This window comes from Streptosporangium carneum, from assembly GCF_027922005.1.
Taxonomy (GTDB): Bacteria; Actinomycetota; Actinomycetes; order Streptosporangiales; family Streptosporangiaceae; genus Streptosporangium; species Streptosporangium carneum.
The window spans coordinates 56567-73225 of record NZ_BSEV01000039.1 but is presented as its reverse complement, the minus strand read 5'-3'; the positions used below and the strand labels follow the sequence as shown (position 1 = coordinate 73225).

The 16659-nt window shown below is 72.0% G+C and carries 14 protein-coding genes; 6 read left to right on the top strand and 8 right to left on the bottom strand.

The window, feature by feature from the left end; translation table 11 throughout:
• Window positions 1–103: 103 nt before the first annotated feature.
• Window positions 104–1057: a LacI family DNA-binding transcriptional regulator gene (locus PKF00_RS41055; RefSeq protein WP_271223179.1), complete on the bottom strand. Its 954-nt coding sequence runs from the start codon at window positions 1055–1057 to the stop codon at window positions 104–106.
• Window positions 1058–1286: 229 nt separating this feature from the next.
• Between PKF00_RS41055 and PKF00_RS41050 the strand changes: the two genes are divergently transcribed.
• The gene (locus PKF00_RS41050) at window positions 1287–2177 is read left to right on the top strand and encodes an amidohydrolase family protein (protein WP_271223178.1); all 891 of its coding nucleotides are present in this window, start codon (window positions 1287–1289) and stop codon (window positions 2175–2177) included.
• A 52-nt stretch (window positions 2178–2229) separates the two neighbouring features.
• The gene (locus tag PKF00_RS41045; RefSeq protein ID WP_271223177.1) at window positions 2230–2763 is read left to right on the top strand and encodes a cysteine dioxygenase; all 534 of its coding nucleotides are present in this window, start codon (window positions 2230–2232) and stop codon (window positions 2761–2763) included.
• 188 nt (window positions 2764–2951) lie between these two features.
• Here PKF00_RS41045 and PKF00_RS41040 read toward each other — a convergent pair whose 3' ends face one another.
• The 4 genes from PKF00_RS41040 to PKF00_RS41025 all read right to left on the bottom strand — a co-directional run bounded on the left by PKF00_RS41040 (window position 2952) and on the right by PKF00_RS41025 (window position 8122).
• Window positions 2952–4049 carry a glycerophosphodiester phosphodiesterase gene (locus PKF00_RS41040; RefSeq protein ID WP_271223176.1) on the bottom strand — a complete coding sequence of 366 codons (1098 nt, stop codon included), beginning with the start codon at window positions 4047–4049 and terminating at the stop codon, window positions 2952–2954.
• Window positions 4050–4139: 90 nt separating this feature from the next.
• A complete protein-coding gene (locus PKF00_RS41035; protein WP_271223175.1) occupies window positions 4140–5504 on the bottom strand; it encodes a CynX/NimT family MFS transporter in 1365 nt (454 codons plus the stop codon).
• Window positions 5505–5600: 96 nt separating this feature from the next.
• A complete protein-coding gene (locus tag PKF00_RS41030; RefSeq protein WP_271223174.1) occupies window positions 5601–7061 on the bottom strand; it encodes a benzaldehyde dehydrogenase in 1461 nt (486 codons plus the stop codon).
• A gap of 344 nt (window positions 7062–7405) precedes the next feature.
• Complete coding sequence (locus PKF00_RS41025; protein ID WP_271223173.1) at window positions 7406–8122, bottom strand: Rossmann-fold NAD(P)-binding domain-containing protein; 717 nt, start codon at window positions 8120–8122, stop codon at window positions 7406–7408.
• Window positions 8123–8383: 261 nt separating this feature from the next.
• Here PKF00_RS41025 and pcaB point away from each other — a divergent pair, with 261 nt between their 5' ends.
• The 3 genes from pcaB (at window position 8384) to PKF00_RS41010 (ending at window position 11897) form a co-directional block, all read left to right on the top strand.
• Entirely contained in the window at window positions 8384–9733 is a 1350-nt protein-coding gene (gene pcaB, locus PKF00_RS41020) for a 3-carboxy-cis,cis-muconate cycloisomerase (RefSeq protein WP_271223172.1), read from the top strand.
• A 362-nt stretch (window positions 9734–10095) separates the two neighbouring features.
• Entirely contained in the window at window positions 10096–11067 is a 972-nt protein-coding gene (locus PKF00_RS41015; protein ID WP_271223171.1) for a LacI family DNA-binding transcriptional regulator, read from the top strand.
• Between the two features lie 284 nt (window positions 11068–11351).
• Complete coding sequence (locus PKF00_RS41010; protein ID WP_271223170.1) at window positions 11352–11897, top strand: RICIN domain-containing protein; 546 nt, start codon at window positions 11352–11354, stop codon at window positions 11895–11897.
• 330 nt (window positions 11898–12227) lie between these two features.
• Here PKF00_RS41010 and PKF00_RS41005 read toward each other — a convergent pair whose 3' ends face one another.
• Window positions 12228–13721 carry an MFS transporter gene (locus tag PKF00_RS41005; RefSeq protein ID WP_271223169.1) on the bottom strand — a complete coding sequence of 498 codons (1494 nt, stop codon included), beginning with the start codon at window positions 13719–13721 and terminating at the stop codon, window positions 12228–12230.
• 66 nt (window positions 13722–13787) lie between these two features.
• Here PKF00_RS41005 and PKF00_RS41000 point away from each other — a divergent pair, with 66 nt between their 5' ends.
• Entirely contained in the window at window positions 13788–14777 is a 990-nt protein-coding gene (locus PKF00_RS41000) for an ArsR/SmtB family transcription factor (RefSeq protein WP_271223168.1), read from the top strand.
• Here PKF00_RS41000 and PKF00_RS40995 read toward each other — a convergent pair.
• Together PKF00_RS40995 and PKF00_RS40990 are read right to left on the bottom strand one after the other, a co-directional pair.
• Window positions 14752–15621: a carbohydrate ABC transporter permease gene (locus PKF00_RS40995; RefSeq protein ID WP_425582203.1), complete on the bottom strand. Its 870-nt coding sequence runs from the start codon at window positions 15619–15621 to the stop codon at window positions 14752–14754. The two genes, PKF00_RS41000 and PKF00_RS40995, sit on opposite strands and share 26 nt — an antisense overlap.
• A 74-nt stretch (window positions 15622–15695) precedes the next feature.
• Window positions 15696–16592 (bottom strand): carbohydrate ABC transporter permease, encoded by an 897-nt coding sequence (locus PKF00_RS40990; protein ID WP_271223167.1) that lies wholly within the window; start codon window positions 16590–16592, stop codon window positions 15696–15698.
• Window positions 16593–16659: the final 67 nt, after the last annotated feature.

Sequence of the window (16659 nt, the reverse complement as noted above, 5' to 3'; positions counted from 1 at the left end):
GGCCCGGCGTCGAGCGGCGGTGACGGCCGCTCGACGCCGGGCCCTTTCGCGCGTCCGGGACGGCCGGCGCGGGCCGCGTCCGGGACGGCCGACGCGGGCGGAGTCAGCCGACGGAGCCGCGCTCCCTGAGCTCGGGGGCCTGGACGATGCGGCGGCGGCGGGTGTTGCCGTCCGCGGCGGCCACGACGGTGCGGACGGCCGCGCGGACGATCCCGTCGATGTCCCAGTCGACCGTGGTCAGCCCGGGAGTGAGCAGACCCGACATCGGGTGGTCGTCGTAGCCCATCACGGACACGTCGAGGGGGATGCGCAGGCCCCGCTCCGCGGACGCCGCGTAGACCCCGTAGGCGATCGAGTCGGCGAAGCAGAAGAACGCCCGGTGCCCACCCGCCAGCATCGCGTCGGCGACCCTCGTCGCGGCCGTGAGCGCCTGGGGCGCGGTGACCACGTCGATGTCCAGCCCGAGCCGCCCCGCCTCGGCCAGCACGTGCACGTCGGCCGGGCGGTCGGGGGTGCTGGCCCTGGTCGGGGTGAGGACGGCGACGCGCCGGTGGCCCCGGTCGCGCAGATGCTCCAGGGCCAGGGTGACACCGGCGCGGTTGTCGAACACGACCTCTCCCGCCGTGCGCGCCCCCGCCAGCCCGTCGCCGATCGAGACCACCGGCAGGCTCTCGCACAGCTCGGCCCAGAGCGCCGCCGCCGGATCGACCGGCTGCACGATGAGGGCGTCGACCCGTTGGTCGCGGAGTTGCCTGGCCAGGGTCCGCTCGCGCACTGGGTCGCCCGCGGCGTCCAGGATCAGCGCGTAGCGGTCGTTGTCCTTGAGGGCCCTGCCGATGCCGACGGCCAGGGCCTGCTGCCAGAGGTCCTCCAGGGAGCCGCAGAGCAGGCCGATCATCCCGGTCCTGCCGCTGGCGAGCGCGCGGGCGATGGGGTCTGCCTCGTAGCCGAGCTCGGCGGCGACGCGCCGCACCCGCTCGATGGTCTCCTCCGACACCTGCATGCCCCGCAGGGCATAGGAAACCGAGGCCGGGGAGAGACCGGTGGCCTTCGCCACCTCACGTATCGTCGCTCTTTTCCGTGGCTGGGGCACCTGTCCACCCTATGCCTCAACCTCCGTTAGAACAGGGGTCTCTACCAGATAAGGACGGTTTAGGACATTGACTCCTATAAGGTGAAGCGGTTCACTGAAACGGTTCACTGAACCGCGTCACTCTGGGACGTAGTAAGGTCAGACCCGTTACCTATATTCTAGGTAGGGAATACCTCGAAAGGGAGGGGGGAATATGACCGTCGACGTGCACCAGCACCTCTGGGCGCCCGCGTTCGTGGACGCGCTGCGGCGCCGTGCCGCTCCGCCCCGCCTGGACGGCTGGACCCTGCACCTGGACGGTGAGCCCGCCTACGAGGTCGACCCCGCCGACCACGACCTCGCGGGCCGCCTGGCGCTCAACGAGGATCTGGAGCTGGCGCTGGTCTCGCTGTCCAGCCCGCTCGGCATCGAGTCGCTGCCGCCCGAGGACGCCTGGCCGATCATCGACGCCTACCACGAGGACGTCCTCGGCCTGCCCGAGCCGTTCGGCGGGTGGGCGGCGACCAGCCTCGCCGACATCGACCCCGCCAGGCTCGCCAAGGCCCTCGACCAGGGACTCGCCGGGCTCCAGCTGCCCGCGACCGCCGTGCGGGACCAGGCCGGTCTCGCGAGGGTCGCGCCGCTGCTCGACGTGCTCGCCGAGCGCGGCCTGCCGCTCTTCGTGCACCCCGGTCCCGCGGACGAGCCCGAGGGCCCCGGCTGGTGGCCCGCCGTCGTGCCGTACGTCCAGCAGATGCACGCCTCCTGGTACGCCTTCGCCGCGTTCGGCCGCCCGCGCCACCCGGATCTGCGGGTCTGCTTCGCGCTGCTGGCCGGGCTGGCCCCCCTCCACTCGGAGCGGCTGATCAACAGGGGCGGGGAGAGCCGCGGCCAGGTGGACTCGGAGATGTTCCTGGAGACCTCCTCGTACGGCCCCCGCGCCATCGACGCGGTCATCCGCGAACTCGGCATCGACGTCGTGGTCAACGGCTCGGACCAGCCGTACGCCACCGCACCGGACCCCGCGCTCGGCGACGCCGCACGGCACGCCATCGCGGTCGCCAATCCCAACCGCCTGCTGAACCGGAAGGAGTCGCGCAAGTGAACGTGAACAAGTCTCAGGGCAGCGGGCGCTGCCGCCTCCCGGGAGGCCGACGATGAGCTACGAGGCCCTGCCCGCCCGCGCCCTCGACCGGCGCGAGCTGCGCGACCTGGTCGACGAACTGGCCGCCGACCCGTCACGCTGGGAGGGGCAGGTGGACTTCCCCGAGGAGGGGGGCCGCCACTACGCCTCCCTCTACCGGGACGCCTACGTCGACGTGTGGCTGCTGTGCTGGCGTCCCGAGGACGACACCGGCTGGCACGACCACGACATCTCCTCGGGAGCCGTCAGGGTGGTGACCGGCACGCTGCTTGAGTGCAACCCGCGCATCGGCGGCGAGCACCTGGAGACCGTGGTCTCCGCGGGCGAGTCGTTCTCCTTCGGCCCCGACCACATCCACCGGCTGACCGGGGCCGTCGACGGCAGCGTCTCGATCCACGCCTACTCGCCGCCGCTGTGGCGTCTCGGCCAGTACTCCATCAGCGACAGCGGCGTGATGCGTCGCGTCTCGGTCAGCTACGCCGACGAGCTGCGCCCCATGGACGACCTCGACCAGGCCGCCGAGGTCGGCGAGGTCGCCGTCGCGTAAGAACCGTCGCGTGGGGACCGTCGCGTGGGGACGGTCCCAGGCCGTCGGCGGCCACCCGATCGAGGTGGCCGCCGACGGCCGTACCCGGTGGGCGGGGACCCTCCCGGGCCGCCGCGCCCGGAAGCGACCTGCGGGGCTGGCGAGGGGCCGGCGTCATGTCACCGGCATGGCCGCCGGGCGGCCTCCCGCTAGAAGATCCGCTCCCTGACGGCCCTGGCGATGCCGGGGTCGTCGGCGAAGACGCCGTCCAGGCCCAGCTGGTAGAGCTTCTCCAGCCAGCCCATCACGTCGCCCGTCGCGCGCGGGAAGGCGGGGTTGGCCGGGTCGCCGAGCCTGAAGTCCACCGGAAGCTGGGAGTTCTCGTTCCTGATGGTCCAGGTGTGGACCTGCAGCTTGACCCGGTGGGCGTCCCGGATGAGGGTGGTCGGCTGCAGCAGACGCCCGTCCGCGCCCACGGGGACGATCCGCCTGGTGTCCACGCCGACGCCGTCGGCGTAGCCCGCCACCTCACGCAGCCCCTCGGGGGTGACCATGGTGTCGTAGGTACGCGGGTCTCCCGCGGCCGTCCAGTCGTACGGCGCGCCGGTCGCGTTGATCAGCTGGATCAGCGGGAGCCTGGTCCTCTTCCTGAGATCCCGCAGGTTGGCGGTCTCGAACGACTGGATGAAGACCGGGTCACGCCGCCCGCGCCAGCCGTGCTTCCCGAGCACCTCGAGCAGCGGCTCCTCCAGGGAGAGCCCGATGGAGTCGAAGTAACCGGGGTGCTTCGTCTCGGGGTAGACGCCGACGCCGTGCCGCTGCGCGAGCTGGACGACCTCCTCGAAGGTCGGGATCTGGGCGATCCCATTGAAGACGGTGTTCTCCGGACGCAGGTCGGGGATCCGTTCCTCCGCCCTGAGCGTCTTCAGCTCGGCGAAGGTGAAGTCCTCGGTGAACCAGCCGGTGACGGGACGCCCGTCGACGGTCTTGGTGGTGCGGCGGGCCGCGAACTCCGGGTGGTTCTCCACGTCCGTGGTGCCGGAGATCTCGTTCTCGTGCCTGGCGACCAGCACGTGGTCCTTGGTCGAGACGAGGTCGGGCTCGATGTAGTCCGCGCCGAGCGCGATCGCGGTCTCGTAGGAGAGCAGGGTGTGCTCGGGCCTGTGGGCGCTGGCGCCCCGGTGACCGATGACGATGGGGTCCTGGCCTCGGTGATCGGCCGTCGCGGGTTGGGGTTGTTGCAGCACAACCGCGACGGTACCGCTCACGAGGACGGCCAGCGCCACGGCCGAAAGCCTACGGATCATGTGCAGGACGCTAGGAGCGGAAGGTGGCCGCCGGGTGCCGGGAGCACAACGGGCGTCACACGCTCAGGTGACCGCGCGGAGCGCACGGGCCTACTTCTCGGGGGGCTTCCCCGCGGACTTCTCGGACTGCTTCCCGGGGAACTCCTCATCGGGCTCCTCCTCGGGCTCCTCACCTGGCTCCTCGCCGGGCTTCTCCACGGGTTCCTCATCCGGCTTTCCCACGGTCCTCTCCACGGCCTTCTCGCCGGACTCCTCCGCGGGGGCCGAACGCGTCCGCCAGGGATCAGCCGTCGAGGGACGCCCGGCCGCGAGCCCGGCGGCGAGCTGGAACGCGCACGCCCCGAGCCCGGCGAGCAGCGGCAGCGTCCAGCCGCCGGAGACCTGGTGGAGCACCCCGACCAGGAACGGGCCGAGCGCGGCGAGCACGTAACCGATCGACTGGGCGACGGCGGACAGCGCGGTCACCGAGGCCGGGTCGGGCGCCCTGAGGGTGATGATGAGCAGGGCCAGCGCGATCGAGGCTCCCTGTCCCAGCCCGAGGACGATCATCCACAGCCAGGGGGCGGTGGCCGGGGCGAGCAGCACCCCGGCGTACCCCGCGACGGTGAGGGCGGTGGCGGCGACGACGTGCGGCGCCTGTGACTTGGCCCTTCCCGCGTGCGGCGCGACCGTCAGGGTGGCCGCCATCTGGGCCAGGTTGGTCAGGCCGAGCAGGTATCCCGCCTGCTCCGCGGGGAGTCCGGCGTCCTGGAAGATCGTCGGCAGCCAGGCCAGCATGACGTAGAAGGTCAGTGACTGCAGCCCCATGTAGAAGGTGACGGCCCAGGTCACCCGGTTGCGTGACAGCGCCAGGAACGGCCTCGGCCCCGCGGCGTGGCGCACCGGGGGCCGCAGCGCCTGGGGCAGCCAGAACAGGGCCGCGGCGACCGCCGGGATCGCGACCGTCGCGGTCGCCTCCTGCCAGCCGTACCCGGTCGCGTTCTCCAGGGGCACCATCAGCCCGGATGCCGTGGTGGCCCCCAGGACCAGCCCCGAGACGTACACCCCGGTGAAGAGGCCGACGCGGGAGGGAAAGTGCTGCTTGACGACGCCGGGCATCACCACGTTCATGACGGCGATGGCGCCTCCGGCGACGGCCGCACCCGCGTAGAGCGCGAGGACGCCGCCCGCGGCGCGCAGCACCACGCCCGCGGCCAGGACCAGCAGGGCGGCCAGGAGGGTGCGGTCCAGGCCGATCCTGCGGGCCAGCGCCGGGGCGAGAGGGCTCAGCACCCCCAGGCAGATCACCATGACGGTGGTGATCGCCCCACCCTCCGCGGCGCTGAGCCCGAGGTCGGCCATGATCTCGTCCAACACCGGGGAGACTCCGGCCAGCGCGGGCCTCAGGTTGAGCGAGGCCAGCACGAAACCCAGGACCAGCAGCACCCGCGACAGCCCGCCTTCCGGCTCGGCCATCCCCCTCCTCCTCCAGCCCTCGCCGACTCCCGTCAGATCTCACTCCCCGGTCGGATCAGACCTCACTCCCAGGCCAGAAGGGACAGTTTTCCATGGTCAGAAGGGATAGGAGGCGATGTTCCCCTGCATGGTCACCCACTGGGTCTCGGTGAACGCCTCGACGTTGGCCCGGCCGCCGCCGAAACGTGAGCCGGTTCCCGAGGCGAGCAGACCGCCGAACGGGGCCACCGCCTCGTCGTCGACGGTCTGGTCGTTGACGTGGACGATCCCGGTGGGAACGAGGTCGGCCAGCGCCAGACCCCGCATCGCGTCGCGGGTGAGGATGCCCAGCGACAGGCCGTACTCGCTGTCGGAGGCCAGCGCGGCGGCCTCCTCGATCGTGGAGAACGGCTTGACCGGCGCCACCGGGCCGAACACCTCCTGGGCGTAGGCGGGAGCGCCGTCGGGCAGGTCGGCGAGCACCGTGGGACGGTAGAACAGCCCCTCGTACGTGCCGCCCGCGGCCAGCCTGGCCCCCGCGTCGACGCTGCCGGTGACCAGGGCGTGGACCTTGTCCCGCTGGCCCGCGTCGATCAGCGGGCCGAGCGCCACCCGCTCTGACGCCGGGTCGCCGACCGCCAGGCGATCGGCCTTCTCCGCCAGGCGCGCGACGTACTCCTCCGCGATCGAGGCGTGCACCAGGTGACGGCCCGTCGTCATGCAGATCTGCCCCTGGTGCAGGAACGACCCCCACGCGCCCGCGGAGACCGCCAGGTCCAGGTCGGCGTCGTCGAGCACGACCAGCGCGGAGTTGCCGCCGAGCTCCAGGTGGGCCCGCTTGAGCAGCCGCCCGCACGCCTCGCCGACCCGGCGTCCCGCCGCCGTGGAACCGGTGAAGGAGATCACCGGCACCAGCGGATCGCCGACCAGCGCCTGGCCGGTCTCGACGCCGCCGGGCAGCACATGGAGCAGCCCCTGGGGCAGCCCCGCCTCCTCGAACACGCGGGCGATCGAGAACCCGCCGGAGACGGCGGTGCGCAGGTCCGGCTTGAGGATCACCGCGTTGCCCAGCGCGAGCGCGGGGGCGACGGAACGGATGGCGAGGATCAGCGGGAAGTTGAACGGCGAGATCACTCCCACGACGCCGACCGGAACCCGGCGGGCCATGCTGAGCCGCTTCTTCGCGGTCGGGAGGATCTCTCCCAGCGGCTGGGAGGCCAGCGCGGCGGCCTCGTAGCACTCCTGGGCCGCGATGTGCGTCTCGACGCCCGCCTTGGCGCGGACCGACCCGGCCTCACGGACCAGCCAGTCCTGGATGTCGTTCTCGTGCTCCTCGAACAGCCGCCCCGCCCGCCGCAGAACCGCGGCCCGCTCCTCGAACGAGGTGGCCGCCCACTCCCGTTGAGCCCGTACGGCCCGCACGACCGCCGCCGCCACGTCCTCGGGCTCCGCCACGCCGATCCGCCCGAGCTCGGTGCCGGTCGCGGGCTCGACGACCGCCGCGTCCCCGCCTCGCGGAACGGCCCACCCGTCCCCGAAGACCAGCCCCGTCCACGTCTTGGCGTCCATCAGCGTCATGGGGTCTCCCTCTGTCAGAGCGTGGTGGTTCGAGGATCAAATGTTCAAAAATGAACATTTACCCGTATGACGAACTTACACATGGAACACCCGACATAGCCATGTTCCTCACCCGCCTGACACCGTCCGGACCGGCTGCCGCGCCGGCACCGGTCCCGCTCTGAAAGCCGCCGCGCCGGCACCGGTCCCGCCGCGAAAGCCGGGCGTTCGGCGGATCCCGCGCGTCCCACCACGACGATCACGACTGTGCCGGTCACGGCTGCCGGTCACAGCTGCCGGTCACAGCTGCCGGTCACAGCTGCCGGTCACAGCTGCCGGTCACGGCGACTCCGCGCCGGACGTCGTCAGGCGAGCCCGTCGAGCACCTGCCTCTCCTCGTCGGGGTCGAGCCCCACCTGAGGCCTGTCGGTTCGCAGGCGCGGATCCCCCTCCCGCTGGAGCCAGGCCCAGGTGTCGGCGACCGTCTCCCCGGCCGGGCGGCAGACGAGCCCGGCGTCGTGGACGGCGGAGACGTCCCCGTTGTGCATGCCGCCGTACTCGGCGTCGTCCGGCGCCCAGATCGGCAACTCGACCCACGGGCCGATGCCCGCCTCCTCCAGCGCCTCGGGAGCGACCCAGACCAGCTCGGCGTCCGATCCGGTCGTCTTCACCGCCTCGTCGAGCAGCTCGCCCATGGTGGTGTGCCCCGGACGGCTGACGGTGTTGAAGGCGCCGCCGAGACCGCGCTCCGCGGCGGCGAGCATCCAGACGGCCAGATCCCTGGCGTCGATGTACTGGAGCGGGCGGGCGGGATCGGCGGGAGCCAGGACCCGTCCGCCGCGCTCGACGCGGCGCAGCCACCAGGGCAGCCGCCCCACGTCCTCGTAGGGGCCCAGGACCAGTCCGGCGCGGGCGAGCAGGGCCCGGTCGCCGAAGGCCCGCAGCGCGGCGAGCTCCCCGCCGCGCTTGGCCACGGCGTAGTCCTCGACGGCGTCGTCGTCGGGATCCCCGTCGACCACCGGGGCCGTTTCGACGACGGCCCGCCCCACGAAATGCGTCCCACCCAGCACAAGGAGCCTCATACCGGTCATCCTGTCTCCGGAGGGAACCGCGGCAGGGCGGATTTCCCGGAAACGCGGCAGCGCGGATTTCCCGGAAACGCGGCCGCGTTCACCGGGGGCGTAGCCGTACGACCCTGGACGGAAACCGGCGCGGGACCGCGTGAAACCGGGCGAGGCACAGGCTTCGTGAAGCCGGGCGGCGAGCGGGAGGCATACTTCCGGCTCGGAAGGGTCTTTTCCGTTTGTCCCGACGCCCTCCCACGCACGTGACAGTCTGTCGTCATGACATTTCTGGAGGTGACCATGACCTCGTCGGCACGTCACGGCCTGTTCTCGGGGATGTTCGCCAGGGGCGGCGCGGTGCCCGAGGTGTCGGACGCGGCGTGGCTGGCCGCGATGCTGGACGTGGAGGCGGCACTCGCCGCCGCGCAGGCGACGGCGGGTCTGGTGCCGTGGGAGGCGGCCCTCGCGGTGCGGGAGGCCTGCAGGCCGGAGCACTTCGCCCCGGCCCGGCTCGGCTGCGCGGCCGCGCCGACGGGAAATCCGGTGATCCCCCTCGTCGCCGCCCTGCGTGAACGCCTCAAGCCCGAGTTCCGGAAGTTCGCGCACTACGGAGCCACCAGCCAGGACATCAACGACACGGCGTCGATGCTCGTCGCCGCACGAGCCCTGGCGCCGCTCGCGGCCGACCTGTCCGCCTGCGCGGACGCATGCGCGCTGCTGGCCGCCGAGCACCGCGACACCGTGATGGCCGGGCGCACGATCCTGCAGCACGCCGTGCCGATCACCTTCGGCCTGAAGGCCGCGGGCTGGCTGAGCGCCCTGAACCACGGCCTCGCCGGTCTGGCCGAGCTGCGCCTGCCCGTCCAGTACGGCGGGGCGGCCGGAACCCTGGCCGTCCTCGGCGGCAGGGGGCACGAAGTCCCGTCGCGTCTGGCGGCCGAGCTGGGCCTGGCGGAGCCCGTCCTGCCCTGGCACGCCGACCGGACCCCGATCGCCCGGCTGGCCTGCGCCCTCGGCACCGCCGCCGGAGTGATCGGGAAGATCTCCACCGACGTGAAGCTGCTGTCCCAGCCGGAGGTGGCGGAGGCGGCCGAGCCTTCGGCTCCCGGACGGGGCGGCTCGAGCGCGATGCCGCACAAGCGCAACCCGGTGGGCGCGATGTCGGCGCTGGCCTGCGTGCAGCGCGTTCCCGGCCTGGTGGCCTCCGTGCTCGGCGGCATGGCCCACGAGCACGAGCGCGCGACCGGGCTGTGGCAGGCCGAGTGGGAAACGCTGAGCGACCTGCTGAGGCTCACCGGCAGCGCGGCCTCCTGGCTTCGCGAGGCGCTGGAGGGACTGACCGTGGACACCGCGCGGATGCGGGCCAACCTCGACACGACGAGGGGCCTGCTGATGGCCGAGCACGTCGTCGTCAGACTCGGCGGCACCCCGCAGGCCCGGGCGCTGGTGGACGCGGCCTGCGCCAGGGCCGCCGACGACGGCTCCACGCTGAGGGACGCGCTGCTGGCCGACCCCCGGGTGGAGCTGACTCCCGGAGAGGTGGACGCCGCCCTGGACCCGGCGAGCTACCTCGGCTCGGCCGGGGCCTTCGTGGACCGGGCCCTGCGCGCGCACGCGAACAGGGCCTGACACATGCGCGCACGACCGGATCGGTCACAAGGACACCCGGTCGGGGAGCGCGGTCACCTGACACATGCGCGCACGGCCGGATCCCGGCGGATCTGGCAGGGGCTCCGTCGGCGAAGGCACCGACGGAGCCCCTGATCCGGTCGGCCCGCCCGCGCCGCCGCCGACCGAGAACACGTCACCGGCCGGGAACACCTCACCGGCCGCCAAACCGGCGAGCGGCGAGCGGTGAGGGCGAGCGGCGACGACCTCGAGGACGGGGAACACCGAGGCCGGACGGTGTCCGGGAACATGACAACGTTGTCGAAAAGCAGGTCGTGGGCGATGATCGGGCCGTGAAAGACAGTTCCCGCGGACGTCCCACCATGAAAGACGTCGCCGTGGCGGCCGGGGTGGCGCTCAAAACCGTCTCCCGCGTCGTCAACGACGAGCGCGGAGTGAGCCCCGAGACCACTGAGCGGGTGTTGTCGGCCATCCAGCGGCTCGGCTACCGTCGCAACGAGAGCGCCCGGGTGCTGCGCGCGGGCCGGACCGCGAGCATCGGCCTGGTGATCGAGGACGTGGCCGACCCGTTCTACTCCGGCATCAGCCGCGCGGTCGAGGACGTGGCGCTCGGGCACGGCTCGCTGGTGCTCAGCGGCTCCTCGGGGGAGCAGCCGCTGCGTGAGCGCGAACTGGTGCTCACCTTCTGTTCCCGCCGGGTGGACGGGCTGATCATCGTGCCCGCCGGGTCCGACCACGACTACCTGAGGCCCGAACTCGACGCGGGGATTCCCGCCGTCTTCGCCGACCGGCCAGGCGGCCTGGACGCCGACACCGTGACCTGCGACAACGCGGGCGGCGCGCACACCGGCGTGACCCACCTGATCCGGCACGGCCATCGCCGCGTCGCCTTCCTCGGCGACAGCGCGTCCATCTTCACCGCGGCCGAACGCCTGCACGGTTACCGCCGAGCCCTGCGGGACGCGGGTCTGCCCGCCGACGAGACGCTGATCTCGATGGGTCCGCCGGAACGGGCGGGGGCGGCGCTGGCCAGGATGCTCTCCGGGCAGGCTCCGCCCACGGCCGTGTTCACCGGCAACGGCCGGATCACCGTGGCCGTGCTGCGCACCGGACACCGGCTCGCCATGGTGGGGTTCGACGACTTCGAGCTGGCCGACCTGCTGGTGCCCGGGGTGACCGTGGTGGCCCAGGATCCGGTCGAGCTCGGACGGACCGCGGCCGAGCTGCTCTTCCGCCGTGTTCTCGGCGAGACGGGCCCGGCCGCGCGCGTCGAGCTGCCGACCCGGCTCATCGCCCGCGGGTCGGGAGAGCTCCGCCCCCCTGACCTCCCGTAGGCGGCCCGCCCGGTCTCCCACGGCATCCCACGTGGCCCGACGCCCACCTCAGAGACGGGAAGGTCTCAATCCCGGTGCGCCATCATCCCGGTGTCCGCCTCAGGGGCTTGAGGCCTGTTGCAGCAGGGGGCCGCCCGGTGAGGGGCCGACAAAGACTCCCCGAGCGGGCAGACAGGCTCCGCTTCCACGACACGGCGTCATTACGCATCGTGACTCGCCGACACTCTCGGTCATCCATGCTACGAAAGGCTCGTTGATCTTTCCAGAGCACCTCAGGAGGTTCGATGGGACTCATTCGCGCAGGTCGTGCCATAGCCATGGCCGCCGTTCTGATCGCCGCCCCCTTCCTCGCCGTACCCGTGGCGAACGCTGCCGACGCCGACGGGGCGACGAAGCCCGAACTCAGGTTCAGGGCGACCCTGGTGGCCAGACACAGCGGTAAGTGCCTGGACGTCGCGGGCGTCAGCCTGCAGACCGGTGCCAACGTCCACCAGTGGACCTGCATCTACAACCAGCCCAACCAGGAGTGGAACCTGGTCGCGACCAGTGACGGCTACTACACCCTCAGGGCCACGCACAGCGGTAAGTGTCTGGACGTGTCGGGTGTCAGCCTGCAGGACGGTGCCAACGTCCACCAGTGGACCTGCCTGAACAACCAGCCCAACCAGGAGTGGAAGCTCGTCCAGCGCGACAGCGGCTACTTCATCGTCGTCGCCCGTCACAGCGGCAAGTGCCTGGACGTCGCGGGGGTCAGCACCGACGACGGGGCCAACGTCCACCAGTGGACCTGCATCTACGGTCAGCCCAACCAGGAGTGGAGGCTCGCCTGAGCTGACGACGCCCAACGCCCCGCCCCCGCCGCAGACGACGGCCCCGGCTCCCGCGAGCGGGTCACGCCCGCCGGAACAGGTCATGCCCCCGGGCGGGTGACGGGCCCCAACGGATGACGGCTCCCAGGTGGGAACGGCTCCCGGGCGGGTCACGGCGGGGCGGACACGACGGCCACGACGTTCCTGATCACGGTGCCCGATCAGGAACGTCCGGGTCGCGGACACCGCCCGCGGGCGAGAGCCGGCGGAAGATCCAGAGTACGGACGGCCCCGAAGAACGGGAACCACCGGAAGGCCCCGGGCACGGACAGCCCCGAAGAACGGGAACCATCAGAGGCGTTCGGGGCGCAGATGCCGCCGGAGGGCGAGGGCGGAGACGACGGCGGCGACGCCCGAGCCGACGATCGCCAGGTGGGGGGCTGTGAACTCGGAGGCCAGGCCCACCAGGGCCGCGCTCGCTCCCTGCCCGGTCATCGCCCCCGCGGTCAGCAGCCCGAAGGACTGCCCCCTGATCGGTTCGGGGACCGCCTCGACGAACCTGCGCTGCAGCCCGAGTTCGTAGGCGCCGCCCGCCGCGACGGCGAGCAGGACGCAGAGCGCGGCCGCGAAGGCTCCCGGTCTGAGGGCGAACGCGAGCAGCGGGACGCCTGCCAGTGCCGCGAGCGGCAGGGAGAGCCGCTCCCTCGTGGACGGCGTGGCGAACCGGCCGACGAGGACGTTGCCGACCGCCAGTCCCGTGGAGGCGGCGGCGAGCGTGATTCCGGCCGCGCCGCCCAGGTAGGGGACGAGCATCGCCTCGGCTCCCGCGACGAACGACAGGGGCAGCCACTGGGCGAGCAGCAGTCCGCGCACCCGCGTGTCGGCCAGCAGGATCCGGTTGACCCGCAGCGTCTCCCGTACGGCACCGCCCTCCGCCGCCTCTCGTGCCGGCTCCCGTACGACACCGCCCTCCGCCGCCTCCCGCTCCTCACGTGTCGTCCGCCCTCCTGCGTCGTCCCTGTCCCGACCTCGGGCGGGGAGGTCGGGCAGTCCGGCGCGCAGCAGTGCGGCGGCCACCGCGGACAGCACGGCGGTCGACGCCAGCGCCCCGGTCGGGCCCGTGGCGGCGAGGACCGCGCCGCCCACGGCCAGCCCGCCGATCTGCGCCCCGGCGGACGTCATGGACAGCACCGACCTGGCCAGCACGAACGCGTCACCGGGCAGCAGGCCGGGCAGCAGGGCGCTGCGGGCGGCCGTGAAGACCGGTGAGAAGAGGCCCGCGACGAGGACCAGGGCCAGCATCGCCCAGACGGGCAGCCCGGCGAAGGCCAGCAGCAGGCAGGTCACCACCCGGACCAGCTCGCCGGTGACCATCAGCGTGCGCGGCCTCATCCGGTCCGCGGGAGCCAGCAGGAACGTCCCGCCGACGGCGTAGGGCAGGAAGCCCAGCATGTAGGCGGCGGCCGACAGTCCCGGCGACCCGGTCCTGGCGTAGACCAGCGCCGACAGGGCCAGCATCTTGACCTGCTCCCCGGCCACCATGAGCGTGAAGCCGCCGAACAGCACCCGGAACTCCCCGCTGGCGAAGACCTCCGCGTAGGTCGCGCCGCGTTCCCCCGGGAGACGCTCCTGCGCGTCGTCTTCTCCCGCGCCCCGCGTGAGACTCCTCCGCCCGTCGTCTTCTTCCGCGCCCCGCGTGAGACTCCTCCGCCCGCCGTCTCCCCTCGCGAGATGTCCCTGCGCGTCGTGCTCGTGCGTGTCGCGTCCCGGTGCGCCGCGGCCTCCCGCGTCGTCGTGACCCTGTGCGCCGCGTTTCCGGGTGCCGTTTCTCTGTGTGGGAGGCATGCGCATCATGCTCGAGGGGCCGGGAACCGCTGGCTAAGCTTTCGGATATATCCGAAAGGTCATTTTGTGGTCCATCTGATCGAGGTCAGCCCGCAGGACATCGTGGCGAGCAGGTTCGCCATCTCCCCGCTCATGGTGACCAACCAGGCGCTGTGGCTGCTGTCGGGCAGGAGAGAGGCCGGGGTGTGGCGGGCGTGGGCCGGGCAGGTGCGCGCGCCGTACGAGAAGGCGCTGGCCGAGCGGCCCGGACTGGCCGCCCTGGTGACGCTGTTCCGCCAGGGGGGCTACAACGCCGACTTCCCCGCGCCGCCGCCGAGCGGGGTGAACACCCCCTTCGAGGTGGAGCTCGCGACCGTGCGCGCGCCCCCCGTCGCCCAGGCGCACGACGAGATCGCCAGGAACCTGGAGGGCATGACGCGTCCCCCGAAGGCCGTCATGGACGTGCTGTTCTCGCCGGACGTCGTCGAGCTGTTCGCCGCCGCGTTCCAGACGGTCTGGACCGAGATCATCGCTTCCGCCTGGCCGCGTTTTCACGCGATCATGGAGCGGGACGTGATCCAGCGGGCGGGCAGGCTGGCCGCCTACGGCTGGGCCGCGGCGCTGGACGACCTCAGTCCCCGGGTGCGCTGGCGTCCCGACGGCGTCATCGAGGTCAGGACGTCGTCGAGCGCTGAGGAGGTCCACCGGCTCGAAGGACGCGGCCTGCTGTTCGTGCCCTCGCCCTTCGACGCGGGAGTCAGCTCCCACCTGGAGAACGCCTGGCCGTACGCGATCGGCTACCCGGCGCGGGGCGCGGGGATCACGCACGAGGCCCCGGACGGCCTGGCCGGGCTGATCGGCCGGACCAGGACCCGCGTCCTGCTGGAACTCGCGTGTCCCGCGACCACCAGTCAGCTCGTCACCCTGCTCGGCCTGAGTCTCGGCACCGTCGGCGGTCATCTCTCCGCGCTGCGGCGGGCGGGCCTGGTGACGGGAAACCGCACGGGGCGCGGCGTGCTGTACCACCGCACCACGCTGGGCGACTCCCTGGTCAGCCCTTCAACGCACCGGCCATGAGGCCTCGCATGAAGAACCGGCCGAGCAGAACATAAACGATCATGGTGGGGAAGGAGGCGAGCAGGGCGGCGGCCATCTGCTGGCTGTAGGGGACGGTCTGGGCCCCGGCGATGTTGTTGAGCATCACGGTGATCGGCCAGCTCTGCGGTCCCGTGAGGAAGACCGCGAACAGGAAGTCGTTCCACAGTGAGGTGAACTGCCAGATGACCACCACCGCGAAGGCGGGGCCCGAGACCGGCAGCACGACCGACCAGTAGGTCCTGAGCATCCCCGCCCCGTCGACCCTGGAGGCCTCGATGAGCTCGTCGGGGATGGTGACGTAGTAGTTGCGGAAGATCAGCGTGCAGATCGGGATGCCGTAGACCACGTGCGCGAGCAGCAGTCCCGGGATCGCGCCGTAGAAGACGCCGTGCGCCCCGGTGAGGGACGCGGTGACCTCGTTGAGCCGCACCAGCAGCTGCACCAGGGGGATCATGACGCCCTGGTAGGGGATGAACATGCCGAACAGCAGCAACGTGAACAGCACGTCCGCGCCGGGGAAGCGCCACTTCGACAGCACGTAGCCGTTCATGGAGCCCAGCGCCGCGGAGATCAACGCCCCGGGCACGGCCAGCAGCACGCTGTTGACGACGCCAGGCGCGAGCCTGTCCCAGGCCACCCGCCACGGCTCGAGCGTCCACACCTCGGGCGGCGCCCACGCCCGGCTCGGGTCCGCCTCGGTCAGGGGCTTGAAACTCGTCACCAGCAGCACGTAGATCGGGATCAGGAAGACCACCAGGAAGGCGACCAACAGCGCGAGACGGACGCCGCGGGCGAGGCCCGAACGCCGCCGGGCCCGCGCCACCGGGTCCCGCTCCCGCGGGGCACGCGCGCCCCCGTCCCGCTCCCGCGCGGGGGCGTCCGCCGTCGTTCCGCCCTTCACGACCGCTTCTCCCCTCTCTCCCTGCGAAGGGTCCAGACGAGGTAGGGGACGACGAACACGCTCACGGCGAGCACGATGTAGGAGGCGATGGTCGCGCCCTTCGCCGGGTCGTGGGAGTCGAAGACCGCCACCCACATGAACACGGCGGGGACGTCGGTGATGATCTGCTTGCCGGAGACCGCCACGATCAGGTCGAAGACCTTCAGTGAGATGTGGCCGAGAATGATCAGCGCGGACAGGGTGACCGGGCGCAGCAACGGCAGCACGACATGCCGGTAGACCTGCCACTCGGTGCAGCCGTCCACCCGCGCCGCCTCCCTGAGGTCCTCGGGGACGCCCCGGAACCCCGCGAGGAACAGCGCCATGACATATCCCGACATTTGCCATATCGCCGGGATCGCCATGGCGGCCATGCCCCAGTCCGGGTTCCGGAACCACTCCCACTGCAGGGAGTCGAGCCCCAGCATGCCGAACAGCCGGTTCAGCCCGACCGCCCGCTCTCCCTGTCCCGAGTTCATCAGCCAGCGCCAGACGACTCCCGTCGCCACGAACGACACCGCCATCGGGAACAGGTAGACCGCCCTGAAGGTCCCCTCCCCTCTGATCCCCTTCTCCATGAGGAACGCCAGCAGCCAGCCGAGCGCCAGCGCCCCGAGGACGAAGACCGCCGTGAAGACGATCGCGTGATGGACCGAGATGCCCCACCGCTTCTCATCCCAGAGCGTGACGAAGTTCTCCAGGCCCACGAAACGCCCCTCGGAGATCTCGTCGTGCCGGTCCGTCATGGCCAGCCGGAGGTTCCAGCCGAGCATTCCGTACACGAAGACCCCGATGACGACGATCGACGGCGTGACCAGCAGCAACCCCGGCAGCCACCTGCGCACCCGTGTCACTGGCGTCCTTCCTCACAAGGAGTACGGGGCTTCGCGAGAGGCGCGGCTCCGTGGGGCACGGCCCGCG

Coding starts and splice junctions, on each gene's coding strand:
- PKF00_RS41050 (WP_271223178.1), top strand. CDS start 1,287: ATGACCGTCGACGTGCACCAGCACCTCTGGGCGCCCGCGTTCGTGGAC.
- PKF00_RS41045 (WP_271223177.1), top strand. CDS start 2,230: ATGAGCTACGAGGCCCTGCCCGCCCGCGCCCTCGACCGGCGCGAGCTG.
- PKF00_RS41040 (WP_271223176.1), bottom strand. CDS start 4,049: ATGATCCGTAGGCTTTCGGCCGTGGCGCTGGCCGTCCTCGTGAGCGGT.
- PKF00_RS41035 (WP_271223175.1), bottom strand. CDS start 5,504: ATGGCCGAGCCGGAAGGCGGGCTGTCGCGGGTGCTGCTGGTCCTGGGT.
- PKF00_RS41030 (WP_271223174.1), bottom strand. CDS start 7,061: ATGACGCTGATGGACGCCAAGACGTGGACGGGGCTGGTCTTCGGGGAC.
- PKF00_RS41025 (WP_271223173.1), bottom strand. CDS start 8,122: ATGAGGCTCCTTGTGCTGGGTGGGACGCATTTCGTGGGGCGGGCCGTC.
- pcaB (WP_271223172.1), top strand. CDS start 8,384: ATGACATTTCTGGAGGTGACCATGACCTCGTCGGCACGTCACGGCCTG.
- PKF00_RS41015 (WP_271223171.1), top strand. CDS start 10,096: ATGAAAGACGTCGCCGTGGCGGCCGGGGTGGCGCTCAAAACCGTCTCC.
- PKF00_RS41010 (WP_271223170.1), top strand. CDS start 11,352: ATGGGACTCATTCGCGCAGGTCGTGCCATAGCCATGGCCGCCGTTCTG.
- PKF00_RS41005 (WP_271223169.1), bottom strand. CDS start 13,721: ATGCCTCCCACACAGAGAAACGGCACCCGGAAACGCGGCGCACAGGGT.